The organism is Sinorhizobium medicae (genome assembly GCF_007827695.1).
Taxonomy (GTDB): Bacteria; Pseudomonadota; Alphaproteobacteria; order Rhizobiales; family Rhizobiaceae; genus Sinorhizobium; species Sinorhizobium medicae.
On sequence record NZ_VITA01000001.1, the window covers coordinates 201,822 to 215,081 of the forward strand.

A 13,260-nucleotide genomic window follows, 5' to 3' on the forward strand; every position below is an offset into this window, starting at 1 on the left:
CCTTGCGGGCCTCCCGGTTCCGACAAGCTTTACGGCGGGAGAGGCCATGACAAGCTCTTCGGCGAAAGCGGCAGCGACCTGCTCTATGCCGGCGCGGGCGCGGACCGTTTGAACGGCGGCAGCGGAGCCGATAGCTTCGTTTTCAAGGCGCTCTCGGATTCGACCGTCTCCAGGTCCGGCCGCGATACGATTTACGATTACACCGCACAATCAGACCGGTTCGATCTTTCTGTGATCGACGCCGATATATCGGCCGTCGGCAACAAGGCATTTCACTTCGTTGGAACTGCCGCCTTTGGCGGCAAGAACGGCGAACTCCGCTATATCAGGGAAGCCTCTGATACCTACATTTACGGCGATGTGAACGGCGACAGGAAAGCGGATTTCGCGATACATCTGGACGACGCCGTCAGCCTGCAGAAGGGCTACTTCGTGTTATGAAGCTGCAGCAGCGGGAGCCTACGGGCACTCGGCTGTTGCGGGCGGCCCGCTGTAGCCACGGGGGCGCGGGGGGACTGATCTTCGCGTCGCGGCTGCGATCCGAACCTGAAATCATCGTGATCTAAGTCCTTTCCTATTCGCCACCGTACGGTTAGCATGCAGGACAGCGGCAAGTTCAAGTTGCGTGACTTGTATTAACGGAAGTGGTGTGATCGGCGGTAACCCACTCACGGGATCGTACTTCAGCTTTTCAGGGAGCGTTGCATGCGCGTTTCGAGGGTATTGGCTGCAGTCCTTTCATGCGGGCTACTGGCGGCCGCCGACTTCGTCGTGGGAACCGCTGATGCGCAACAGCCCCCTCCAGCCGTCACGGTGGCGCCGGCCGCGGTCATGGACCTGCGCGAAAGCGTCGATCTGACCGGCACGGTCGTGGCGATCCAGAAGGTGGACATGCGCGCCCGCGTGTCCGGCTTCATCGAAAAGGTTAACTTCGAGGATGGGCAGAAGGTCTCCGCCGGAACCGCGCTTTACCAGGTGGAGGACGGCGCCTATCGCGCCGCCCTGCAGGAGATCGAGGGTTCGATAGCGGCGGCGGAGGCCCAAAGGGACCTTGCGATTCTCGAGCGTGACCGCGCACAGCGGCTGATCGCAACCAACACGGTCGCTCAGGCGACACTCGACACGGCGAACGCGCAGCTGAAAAAGGCCGAGGCCGATATATTGCGTCTCAAGGGCAGCAAGCAGACGGCCGAACTCAACCTTTCCTATACCAAAATCCTCGCGCCTTTCGATGGTGTCGTCGGCCTCACCGCCGTCGATGTCGGCGCCCTCGTTACCCCCGAAAGCGGAACTCTCGTCACGTTGACGCGCCTCGATCCGATCCATGCGGAATTTCCAGTCGCGACCTCGCTTTACTTCTCCTACCGGGAACGCGTGGAAAAAGGTGAGATCTCCGGCGGCGCCAATGTCAGCATCGTCCTTCCTAACGGCACCGAGTACCCACAAAAAGGCACCATCGATTTCGTCGCCAGCACCGTCTCCCAGGGCACCGACACCGTCACCGTGCGCGCCCAGTTTCCCAATCCGGGCGGGGTCCTCCTCGACGGCACACTCGTCAGGGTCGTTCTCGAGCAGTCCGACCGGCAGGACGTGCTCGCGGTCCCGCAGCAGGCGGTGCAGCGCGATCAGCAGGGTGCATTCGTCATGGTGGTCGACGCCAACTCCAAGGTGGAGCTTCGCCGGGTAGAGGTCAGTCGATCCAGCCGCGGTCAGGCCGTCGTCGCCAAGGGGTTGAAGGAGGGCGAGAACGTCATCACGGAAGGTGTCGGCAAGGTGCGACCGGGGATTACCGTAGATGCCGTCACGGCCACGACGACGGGCGGCTGAACATGATTTCCGAAATCTTCATCGATCGCCCGCGCTTTGCCGCGGTCATTTCCATCGTGCTCACCCTCGCCGGACTGATTGCTCTGACGAGACTGCCTGTCGCGCAGTTTCCGGATATCGTTCCGCCGCAGGTCAGCATAACGGCAAGCTATCCCGGCGCCGGCGCAGACGTGGTCGAGGCCACAGTCGCTCAGCCTATCGAGAGCAAGGTGGTCGGCGTCGACGACATGCTCTACATGAAATCGACGAGCGGCGCCGACGGGACCTACTCGTTGACGGTCACCTTCGCCGTCGGCACCGATCCGGACATCGCCACGGTCAATGTGCAGAACCGCGTGGCACTTGCCGAGCCGGTGCTTCCGGCCGAAGTCAAGCAGAGCGGCGTCAGCGTCCAGAAGAGATCCTCCTCGCTGATGCAGGTGATCGCCATTCACGGCGAGAATGACGAATTCGACAATCTGTTTCTCTCGAACTACGCGACGATCAACGTGCTCGACACGATCAAGCGCGTACCGGGCGTCGGCGACGCAACGCTTTTCGGCGCTCAGGACTATTCGATGCGGATCGTCCTCGACATCGACCGGCTGACTAATCTGGGATTGACGCCGACCGACGTCATCAACGCCTTGAAGGCCCAGAACGTCCAGGCTGCGATCGGCCGCATCGGCGCCCAACCGATGACGGATGACCCGCTGTTCCAGCTGAACATCCAGACGCAGGGCCGGCTGACCGATCCAGCCCAGTTCGGAGACGTCGTGCTGAGGGCCGGAGCGGATGGTTCCTTCGTCCGCATTCGCGACGTCGCACACGTCGAGCTGGGGTCGGTGAGCTCAGACTCCACTGCCCGCATCAACGGCAAACCGGTGGCGATGATCGGCACCTATCAGGCACCGGGCGCCAATGCGCTCGCCGCCACGGAGGGCGTGCAACAGGCTCTGGAGCGCCTTTCCGCAGCATTCCCGGAGGGCCTCACCTATACCGTCTCCTACGACACCTCGGACTTCGTCCAGGCCAGCGTCGAGAATGTCGAGCACACACTCCTCGAGGCTTTTGCCCTCGTCATCATCGTCGTCTTCCTCTTTCTCGGCAATTGGCGCGCCACATTGATCCCGCTCATCGCTGTTCCGGTGGCTCTCGTCGGTACCTTTGCGGTGATCCTGGCGATGGGCTTCTCGCTGAATACGGTCTCGCTTCTCGCTCTGGTGCTCGCGATCGGCATCGTCGTCGATGACGCGATCGTGGTCGTGGAAAACGTCGAACGTGTGATGGAAGAGAACCCCGGCATGAGTGCGGCGGAGGCCTCGCGTCTTGCGATGGGCGAAATCACCGGCGCGATCGTTGCCATCACGCTCGTCCTGCTTTCGGTCTTCGTGCCGGTCGCGTTCATTCCGGGCCTGAGCGGCCAGCTTTTCCAGCAATTCGCCGTCGCCGTGTCGGTCTCGATGGTCATCTCCGCCATCAACGCATTGACCCTGAGTCCGGCGCTGTGCGCAATTCTCCTGAAACCGCATCACGGACCGAAACGCGGCGTTCTCGGCTGGATATCGCGCGGCATCGACCGCACTCGTAACGGCTACGCCCATCTTGCCGGAGGCATTGCCCGCAGAGCCATCCTCGGCCTGGTTCTGCTGGCGGTCGCGATCGGCGCCAGCGGCTGGCTGTTCCGGGTCGTTCCGACCGGCTTTCTTCCGAGCGAGGACCAGGGCGCTTTCTTCGCGGAAATCCGCCTCCCTGAGGGGGCATCCTTCAACAGGACGGACGCCGTCGTGCGCCAGGTCGAAAGCCTGCTCGGCAGCATCGAAGGGGTGGCGAACGTTACCACCGTCACCGGCTATAGCTTCCTCGACGGCATTGCCAAGTCGAGCAGCGCTTTCGCGATCGTGACGATGAAGCCATTCGCGGAACGAGAGAGCGAAACCGCCTCGGTCAACGCGGCGATCGCCACCGTCATGGCGCAAGGCGCGGCAATCCGAAACGCCCAGGTCTTCGCCTTCAACCTGCCACCCATCATCGGTCTCGGCACCGGCTCCGGCTTCGAATACCAATTGCTGGACCTGCAGGGCCGATCACCGGCCGAGCTTGCGGCGACGGCCGGCGGATTGATGGTGGCCGCCAACCAGAACCCGCAACTCGGGCCGACCTTCAGCACCTATTCGGCGAGCTCGCCGCAGCTTTATCTCGATCTCGACCGCGATCGCCTGCAGGCGCTCGGGGTCTCCGTAAGTGACCTCTTCGCTACGCTACAGGGGACGCTCGGATCCTATTACGTCAACGACTTCAACCTCTTCGGCCGGAGCTGGAAGGTCACGATGCAGGCGGCCGAGACCGATCGCGATGCGGTCGAAGACATCTCCCGGCTGCATGTGCGCAACGCTGCAGGCGACATGGTGCCGGTAGCCTCGGTCGCCCGGGTAAACTATATCGTCGGACCGCAGTCGATCGTCCGGTACAACAATTACCGCTCGATCACCCTCAACGGTCAACCGGCACCCGGCGTGTCCTCCGGGCAGGCTCTTGCGGCAATGGAACAAATCTCCGCCGCCACACTGCCGCCGGGCTACAGTTTCGAGTGGACGGGGACGGCGCTGCAGGAACTGGAGGCCGCCGGCCAGACAACTGTGATCCTGGCGCTCGCCGTCTTCTTCGCCTATCTGTTCCTTGTGGCACTTTACGAAAGCTGGACGATCCCAATTCCGGTTCTGCTTTCGGTTTCCGTCGGTGTGGCCGGCGCTCTTGTCGCAGTGCTCCTCGCCGGGCTCTCCTTCGATATCTATGCACAGATCGGTCTCGTCGTGTTGATCGCTCTCGCCTCCAAGAACGCGATCCTGATAGTCGAATTCGCAAAGTTCCAAAGAGAGAAAGGCGTGCCTATCGTCGATGCCGCAGTCGAAGGCGCGCGCACCCGTTTTCGTGCCGTGATGATGACCAGCTTCGCCTTCATCGTCGGACTGGTGCCGCTCGTCACGGCCGAAGGCGCCGGCATGCTCAGCCGCCGTGCGGTCGGCACGGGCGTCGCCGGCGGCATGCTCGCCGCTTCACTCCTCGGGATTTTCATCATTCCGGCGCTCTATGTCGTGTTCCAATGGCTGCGGGAAAGGGGGCATAAGCTTGCCGGCCTGTCGTCACACGCGGCGGTCGAGGCTCCACGCAAGGGCGAACTGGAGGAATCCATCGAGCGCGACCGGAACGTTGCAGACTGAACCTACATCTCCACGAGAAAATAGGTGGTCGGCCCGTAGGGCGTATCGTTCGAGAGACGGAAAGCGACGCGCCCGCTGCCCCTGTCCACGGGCGGGTAGACGGTGCCGTCGAGGCCGACCGGTGACACGCTCCATTTGCCGGCGGTCCGCGACAATTCGAGGTCGACATAGTTTTTTCGAATTCTTACCGGCAACTCGCCGAAGTCCTCGATCACCTTCTCATCACTGTCGCGAAAGACCATGTTGCTGTTCTGGGCATCGGTCGCAAAGATCAGCAGCAGACGCCGGCTTTGCGAAAGAGTGCGCTCGGCGTCGATGGCCGAGATCGCCACAAGCCCGTTTCCGTCCGCCTGTGCGATGCGCATGAAACCGAGCTCGATCGGCTCGCGCAAAGAGGAGAAGGCTGCAGCTTCCGTTGCGGGAGCCGAGACACGGAGCTGTCCGATCCGGCGGTCGAGCAGGATCTGCCCCGTTTCGCTTTCGTAAAGTCCGCTCGCGACATCGGTCCGGTTTTCAGCCGCGAGCGCAGCATGGTCGCGAAGCGCTGCGAGAATTGTTCCGGCGTCCTGCTCACGTGGTTGCGAGACGCCTGTTTCGCGGTCAAAACCGTTTACCGGAAGCAGGCCGATGCGCCCGACGAGCGCAAGATCCGTCAGGTTTTCCGGCTCACGCGCCTGCATGTCGTCGCTGAGATCCTCCTCCCCCCGAACGGCGAAGGGAATGGTGAGCGCCGAGGTCGCGACGTCTCCGCGGCGAAACAAAAGTGCGCTGAGCGTCTCGCCGGCACGCGCCACCGGGTCCAGAGCAATCGCATAGGGCAGCATCGCCCTCTTGTGCGCAAAGGGTTCGCCATAGGCGAGCGCGATCGGCCCGTGGCCGTGCCGGCAGAGCACGTCCCACCCCTGGAGCGCAGCGTAGGCCGGCATTGCCAGTCCTGCCTCGTAACGATAGCGGTTCCAGAAAAGATGGTCGTATTCGCTGACGATAAAGGGTTTGCCGAGCCATCGCGCCGCGGCGATCATGCGCATGTAGTTGGCGCCGCCGGCAAGCGAGCTGTCCTGCGTCTGTGCGCTTCCGGGAGAATAGCCGCCGACCCAGTCGTGATAGGTGTTCATCGTGACGGCATCGAGATCGCGGCGGCTGAGGGCCGTCTGCACCGTCGGCCAGTTGTTGTAGGTGCTGATCAGGCCGCGATAGCCGAGATCGCGCAGGACTTTGCTCATGCGCAGGGTGGAGGCGCGTTCCGTCTCTACAAAGAAGGCTTGCAGATCGCGCATCCGTGGTTCGTCCGCATAGCGGTTGGCGGGGAGCCTCACCGATGCGGTTTCGAGCCGCTCGCCGGCGTCGAGAACGCCCCAGACGCGCGCGAGCGCCTCCGTCGACCCGTAGCGCGACAAAAGCCAACGGTTGAAAGGTCCGGACAGTGCCTCATCATAGCCGGGCCTTTCGGGCCGCTCATGCACGACGCTGTCGAACTCGATGCCGTTTTCATTGGCAAGGATCACGAGCGCGAGCGCGTCGTCCCGGATGGTTGCCGTCCCGGTATAGGGATTGACGCGCGACAGGAACTTCTCTTGCAGAACGCGCCAATGCGCAATTGCATCACGGTCCAGGTGCAGCCCGAGCTTGAGATCTCCGTGGGCGTCCCAGCGGTCGTCATAGCCGCCATAGGCGCCGCGGGACGACGACAGCCCGTCGATAATCCAGTAGATTCCGTGGCGCTTCAACGCCGCCAGCAGGTAGTGGACGCGGTCGAGCGTCTCGGGATCGAAATCGAAGTCCCTCTGCCGGCCGAACATCAGGCTCGCATCGACGAAATGCAGCCGGGCGATGTTGTAGCCGTGCATCGCCAATTGGCGGGCGTAGCGGTCGGCGGCCTCGTGATCCGGGAAACCGCCGGAAGCGGGGCTCCAGGCGAGCGAAGCGCACAGCATTCTGACCGGCTTTTCCGGAGCCTCGGCAAAGGCCAGCCGGCCGCCCGGACCAGCAACGATTCGCCGATCCGCAACGATCGCGGCATTCGGCAGCAAGGATGAAAAATCGAGGGGGCTGCCGGTGCGAAGTTCGAGTGAGACATCGCGGACGGGCACCCACTGGTCTGAGGCGCCCGCGTCCGGGAACCACGTGCAAAGCAGGGCCGCCACCAGGAAACATCTTCTCATGTCGCCGTTCCGAAAATTCTGCTTTCGATCGGCTCTGCCGGCTGCCGCCGCCTTCGCAGCAGACCGATAGGAAGCGCGGCGGCATGGAAAAACCAGGCGACGACCGTATACAGCCCCATGCTGAGACCGCCCTTTCGGAAACTAACGAGCAGGACCGCACCCGCGAAACTCAGGCAGACGGCGGCCATTGCCAGGAGCGTGTCGGGCAGAAACAGGATCAGGCCAAGGCAGGCTAGCCACCAGAGATAAACGCCCCCCCAGAGCTTCAACTCCGGCAACTCGTGCAGGAGCTGAAAAAAATAGGGCTTGCCGAGCGATGCCCGCAGAAGTTCGCCGATACCGAAGAGGTACTTGCTTTTCCAGCGGCGCACGAGCAGCCGGTAAGAGTTGACCGTATGGCCGAAGTGCCTGACGAACCGGCGATCGAGGCGATAGAGCCCCCAACCCGCGCTCCTGAGGCGGATGCCCAAATCGAACTCCTCGTAGCCGTGAAGGTTGCGATCCGAAAGGTAGCCGACGCTCTCGATGGCACTCCGCCTGTAGAGCCCGCCTCCGTTCATGCGATCGACCGCACCCGTCCGGTTCTCAGGCGCATTGCGGCTGACGCGGCGCGCGAATTCGAGATTCGAGATGTGCATTTCCTCGACACGTCCGGTAACGCCGGCAATTGCAGGGTGTTCGGCCAGGAATCGGATGGCGTCTTCGAGGAACGTCTCGTCCAGCAGCATATCGCCGTCTATGAGACAGATGTAGTCCTTGCGGGAGTGCTGAAAACCGAGCTGCGGGCCGATACCGCAGCTCGGCCGCGCGGGAGGCACGATCTGGGCGATCACGACCGGGTATTGCGAGGCGATCTCGATCGTGCGGTCCGAGGAGCCGCTATCGGCGATGACGACCTCGCCGCTGGTCCTTTCAAGCGCCGCAAGCGCGCTTTCGATAGTCGCGGCAATTCGCTTTTCTTCATTCAATGTCTTGATGATAACGGATACGTTCAAGAGAGCCCCCAAATCGCGCGTCGCGGCGACGTTCTATCCGCGCAATTTCGCGTGTCGGTTTATTCCGGTGATCTCAGGCCGAGAGCGTTGCCACTGTCGAACGAGCAGCCAGCCGGCAGCGACGCCGCAGCCACCACCAGCCACTTTGACCGCAAGGTCGATCAGCCGCGCATGACGGTCGGCAGCAAGCATCTGCATGAATTCAAGCCCGACCGCAGCCGCCAGTACGATCGCCAGAACGGAAGGCAAACGCCTGGGATAGGCGACCGCGAACATGAGACCCGTCAGGCCGAATGCGCCGAACCGTTCGATCTGCACCGAACTGCCCATATGCGGGCGCAGGTCGAGGGGCGAAAGGGTCGAATAGGCGATGACGCAAAGAAGAGACCACGCAAGAAGGGATGCAATCCGCCTGAGATTCATTTCGTCACCGCCCGGTAGACATCGAGCGTCTTCAAGGCCACGCTCGACCAGCTATAGGCTGACTCGACGCGTTCAGTCTGCGCGAGCACCTCTTGTTCATCCAGGGACGTGGCAGTCTTTTCAGAAATGGCGGACGCAAGAGCATCGATATCGCCAAGCGGAAAGTAGTCGCCCGCGGGCAGGTCGAGCTGGCGATTGGCGACGATGTCGCTTGCCAGAACCGGGAGGCCGTGAGCCATGGCCTCCAGAAGCGCGATCGGCATGCCTTCGTGACTGGACGGCAGAACGAAGAGCGCCGCGTTGGCGAAGAGCTCCGCCAGACGATCGCCGGTTTGGAACCCCGTCAGAACGACGCCCGGTACGCGGCTGGCCAGCGCCCTTACCTCGTCTTCGTAAGCGCTCTCGAATTCGGCACCGCCCGCGAGCACGAGATTGAATCCGGTATTTCCCAGTTTTGCATAGGCCTTGATGAGATCGATCTGCCGCTTCTCCGGCACGAGCCGCGCTGCAAGCAGGATGTAGCGACGGCGTGTAAGCCCGAATTCGCCGAGAACCCCGGTTTCAACGTCGCAATGCGAAACGGCAACGCCATTCGGCACGAAGGCAACCGGCACGCGATAGCGTTCGCCCATCGTCTCCGCGATTTCCCTTGAGATCGCAATGCGCCCATGGGCGAGGCGCATGCCCATCCGTTCGCCTGTCCGCAGCATCTTCTTGGCAAAGGCGCCCCATTTCTGCCGATCGTAATCGTAACCGTGGTGGGTCACGACGACATTCAGCCGCATGAGCCGGGCAAGCGGCACGAGGAGTGCCGGACCGACGGCGTGGATGTGCAGGACATCGGGACGCCGCATGGCGGCGAAGCATATGCCGAGAAAGGTATGAATAATGGCTTCGAGCGCCATCATGCGCGGAGCCCAGAGAGGCGAGACGCGAACGCCATTCCAGAGATGCGGCCCGGAGACCGGCAGATAGCGCCGTCGGCCGACGACCTCGACCTCCCAGCCATGCCCTGTCAGCCGGGAGGAAAGCATCTCCACGTGCTTTTCGACGCCGCCCTGGACATTCGGGATGCCGCGAAGCCCAAGCATCATCACGCGCCGGCGCTTGGCGACTCTCGCCGCCTGGCGACCCGTCAAAGTCAACGCATCCGCCTGTGCCGGACGACGATCTCCGGAGGTCTCCGATTTTCTGCTCATGGTTGTTCCGCCCCAGGGATGACCCATTTCGCACTTTTACGAGTGGGCGACTTACCACCTCTGTAAGATCGTCGTTAAATTCGTAGCGAATTGACCGATAATCAGACGGAAGGCGGCTCCACCCTCAGGCAACACCGATTCCCGCGTAGAGATCGAGTGTCCTCTCCCGGTAGGCGGCGGCGGAGAATTCGGTCGCGACCCACGATCGGCCAGCGGTCCCCATGCGCGCGCGTGCCGCGGGCGAGAGTGCCGCCATTTCGCGTAGCGCTCTGGCAAGGTCTTCGACGTTCCCCGGAGCGGCCAACAGGCCGGTTTCGCCCTCCTTCACCATTTCGGGAATTCCACCGATCGCTGCGCCTATCACCGGTCGCTCGAGCGCGTAGGTTTCGAGCACGCTTATGGGAGCGTTTTCGTACCATTCCGACGGGAGGACGAGTGCGCGCGACTCGCCGATCAGCCTGTGCAGCCTCTCCCCCGAGAGATAGCCGGCAAAGCTCACATCCGCCCCAAGTTCGGCTGCTAGCCCGCGAAGGGCCTGCTCCTCCGGTCCATTGCCGGCAATGACGAGCCGCTGTTTCGACAGGGCAACCGCCCTGATCAGGGTCGTGAGGCCCTTTTCCGGTGCCAGGCGCCCGGCAAAGGCGAAATAATCACTCTCCTGCCGATGAACGGAAAGATTTGTGACGTCGACGAAATTAGCGATGTGGACCATCTTTTCGCGCGGCCAGCCCCATTCGGCGAGCTTCTCCAGATAAAACCGGCTGGGTACGACCAACCGGTCCACTTTGTCCCGATAGAGTCCAAGCAAGCGGTGCAGCAGCGTTTCGGCGAGCACGACGGCGCTCAGCGGGGCCGATCCCTTCACGCAGCGATGGCGCAGCACGTTGTAGACCCTGCCGCCGCGACAGTCCTCGCACACCTTGCCGTCGCGAAGCATCTTATAGGAGGGGCAGGCAAGCTTCAGGTCATGGACCGTCATTACCACGGGAATGCCGGCTGCCTTCAAAGTGGAGAAGATGGCGGGCGACAGATGGTGGTAGACGTTGTGTGCGTGCGCTACCGCAGGACGAGCGCGCTCGATCAGCCGGCCGAGATTTCGTTGCGCCTCCAGCGAATAGATGACGCTCGCCGCCTGCACGGCTTTCCGCAGGAGACCGGTCCGGCGGCCATATTCTATCTCCGAGACAAAGTAGTCCGACCAGGGCGAGGGCTCGTTGAGATCGTGCTGCATGGCGAAAGGGACGATGTCCCAGCCGATCTCGCCGAACATGCTCATATGGTCGAAGAAGACTGCCTCCGCGCCGCCGCGGCGATAGAAATAGTTGTTGATCGCAAGGAGGCGTTTTCGGGTCACCTGGACCTCCTCACCAGCCGATCCGGTCAGCGGCGCTATCGACTCTCAGGATGCAGCATCCTTTTTCGACGGCGTAACGGACCAGATGGTCGAAGGTTTCCGGAGTGCAGCCGTAACTGGTCGGCTGCATGGCGATGTCGTGGGTGAAGAAGATCAGCCAGCCGGGACGCTCGACGACATCGTCTATCCAGCTTGTCAAAGCGCGCGCCTCGTGCTCCGGCTGGCGGATCTCGACACCCTTCAGCATCATCGGGTCTACGGCGCCACGGTTGATAGCCTCGCCCGCTGCCCGGCAGGTCCGGTAGCGGCGGCGGAGCTCGGCCCGTGCGGACGGCCAGGCGGCATTGTAGGGGAAAGCAAAATTCGAGGCACCGGGCGAGACGCCGACGCGCTTCAGGTAGGCGTCATTGCGGTCGAGATCGGCACCGAGGCCGGCAATATCGCGCAATCTGCGGTGCGAAAAGGTGTGACAGCCGATTTCGTGTCCGCGGGCGAGCAGCTCGCCGCATCCTTCGGGCGTGATCAGCCGTCGGTCAGGTTCCACCTGCCCGGCAAGCCCCCCTGCAATATAGAAGGTGCCTCGGGCTTCGTATTTCTCCAGGACGGCGGCGCCTGCGCCAAGCGCGCTGTCGGGCACATCGTCGAAAGTAAAGGAGACGAGCGGAACGTCCGTTTCCAAGAGCCGGCGCGACCGCGCCAGTTTCCAGATCGCCCGGTTCGCAAGCCTGTCGACAAGTGGTCCGATCCTGCTTTGCCTCTCAAGCATGCACGAGCCTCCCCTCACGAGCGCGCGCCGGAACGGCCGCGAGTTCCGCGCTGGATTGCAGGGAAAGTCCGTAGAGCGCGACCATGAACGTGAACCACAGAAGGCTTCCTCCCTCGAAGAAGAGGCTCTCGAGGCCGGCATTGAAGATCGTGTAGAGCCATATGCGAACGAAGAGCCTCGTCAGATGCGTGTGTTCGCGCTCCGGAGCGATTCGCGCAATGTTGCGGAGCGGTAGGAAGAGTATCCAGATCAGGGTCAGGGCGAGTCCGGGAAATCCCGTCATCAGGGCGATATCGAGGTAGGAGTTATGTCCGTTGGCGGCCGCGACGGCCCAGGTCTCGACCGTGCCGCCGCTATAGACGAGTTCTTCCGTCTGCCAGAAAGCCTTGAAGCCATATCCTGTGAGGGGCTGTTCGGCGAGCGCGCCGAAGGCGAAACGCCAGATATCGGCGCGATTGGTAAAGGTTGCGTCAACGCCGAGACCGTTGATGAATTCACCCAAGGGAACAATGACGGCCGAGCCGACGGCGAACAGATTGAACAGGCCGACGCCGCCAACGGCAATCGGGATGCGAAGGAAGCGCACCTTTTCGAAAAGGAAGGCGACCAGCAGAATCGCCGGCAGCATTGCCGTAGACGTTTTCCCCCCGGTATTGACGAGGAAGACGAAGGAAAGCGCGACGATGGCGATGCCGGCGACGCGCGACCAGGCGTTCATGACGAAGAGGCCGATGAAGGCTGCGATCACCATCGCAGCCGCGGCGCTGTTCTTGTGAGGGAAGTGACCTCGCCACAAACCTGCATTCATCGGTTCGCGCAGTTCCGTGGCTTGGTGGATGGCGAGCGACGGGTTGAAGACGATGCCGTAATAGGCGACGCTCAGCATGACGAGGATGGCGATACCGAGCATCCTGGCGAAGTGGCGTTCCGAAGTGGGCAGCAAGAGGTAGATGCTGGCATTGACGGTGACCATTACGGAAAGGATCACGCCCTTGATGCCGAGCATCGGATGAGCCGAGATCAGCGAAACGACGATGAACCAACAATAGAGGATCGCCAGCAGCAACCGGGGCCGCAGAATAGTTTCCCGCAAGGGATGGATCAGTCCGTAACAGAGCATGCCGGCGAAAAGCAGGAGCGAGATGATCTGGTTCAGCCGGTTGGAATTTCCGGCGGAAGGATCCAGCACCGCCTCGCCGGTCAAGTCCACGAAGGGGTTGATGGAAATCCAGAAGAACAGGAAAATCGCGATGAAGAGGGCGGTCCCGACACGTGCCGTCGATCCACTCGTCCGCTCGGCCTTTGCGTAGCTCCCGCGATCCATCCTGACAGGG

9 protein-coding genes and 1 pseudogene are annotated in these 13,260 nt (G+C 62.3%); 3 read left to right on the forward strand and 7 right to left on the reverse strand.

The window, feature by feature from the left end; all coding sequences use genetic code 11:
• Positions 1–6: 6 nt before the first annotated feature.
• From FB009_RS01165 to FB009_RS01175, 3 genes and pseudogenes are all read left to right on the forward strand, one after another.
• A pseudogene (locus FB009_RS01165) lies at positions 7–441 on the forward strand (M10 family metallopeptidase C-terminal domain-containing protein); the annotation flags it as partial.
• A gap of 264 nt (positions 442–705) precedes the next feature.
• Positions 706–1,827, forward strand: coding sequence for an efflux RND transporter periplasmic adaptor subunit (locus FB009_RS01170; protein WP_012061301.1), 1,122 nt, complete (start codon positions 706–708; stop codon positions 1,825–1,827).
• Between the two features lie 2 nt (positions 1,828–1,829).
• Complete coding sequence (locus FB009_RS01175; RefSeq protein ID WP_024311183.1) at positions 1,830–5,027, forward strand: efflux RND transporter permease subunit; 3,198 nt, start codon at positions 1,830–1,832, stop codon at positions 5,025–5,027.
• A 2-nt stretch (positions 5,028–5,029) separates the two neighbouring features.
• Here the strand turns inward: FB009_RS01175 and FB009_RS01180 are convergent, their stop codons facing one another.
• The 7 genes from FB009_RS01180 to FB009_RS01210 all read right to left on the reverse strand — a co-directional run bounded on the left by FB009_RS01180 (position 5,030) and on the right by FB009_RS01210 (position 13,250).
• On the reverse strand, positions 5,030–7,189 hold the full coding sequence (locus FB009_RS01180; protein WP_018209952.1) for a hypothetical protein: 2,160 nt from the start codon (positions 7,187–7,189) through the stop codon (positions 5,030–5,032).
• A complete protein-coding gene (locus tag FB009_RS01185) occupies positions 7,186–8,184 on the reverse strand; it encodes a glycosyltransferase family 2 protein (protein WP_012061298.1) in 999 nt (332 codons plus the stop codon). Before FB009_RS01185 ends, FB009_RS01180 begins: the two co-directional genes overlap by 4 nt.
• A 33-nt stretch (positions 8,185–8,217) precedes the next feature.
• A complete protein-coding gene (locus FB009_RS01190; protein ID WP_012061297.1) occupies positions 8,218–8,607 on the reverse strand; it encodes a hypothetical protein in 390 nt (129 codons plus the stop codon).
• Positions 8,604–9,701 carry a glycosyltransferase family 4 protein gene (locus FB009_RS01195; RefSeq protein ID WP_225996815.1) on the reverse strand — a complete coding sequence of 366 codons (1,098 nt, stop codon included), beginning with the start codon at positions 9,699–9,701 and terminating at the stop codon, positions 8,604–8,606. The genes FB009_RS01190 and FB009_RS01195 overlap by 4 nt, the downstream gene beginning before the upstream one ends.
• A gap of 229 nt (positions 9,702–9,930) precedes the next feature.
• Positions 9,931–11,160 (reverse strand): glycosyltransferase family 4 protein, encoded by a 1,230-nt coding sequence (locus tag FB009_RS01200; protein ID WP_101804884.1) that lies wholly within the window; start codon positions 11,158–11,160, stop codon positions 9,931–9,933.
• A gap of 10 nt (positions 11,161–11,170) precedes the next feature.
• Positions 11,171–11,926: a polysaccharide deacetylase family protein gene (locus FB009_RS01205; protein ID WP_012061294.1), complete on the reverse strand. Its 756-nt coding sequence runs from the start codon at positions 11,924–11,926 to the stop codon at positions 11,171–11,173.
• Complete coding sequence (locus tag FB009_RS01210; protein WP_018209953.1) at positions 11,919–13,250, reverse strand: O-antigen ligase family protein; 1,332 nt, start codon at positions 13,248–13,250, stop codon at positions 11,919–11,921. Before FB009_RS01210 ends, FB009_RS01205 begins: the two co-directional genes overlap by 8 nt.
• Between the last annotated feature and the right edge of the window lie 10 nt (positions 13,251–13,260).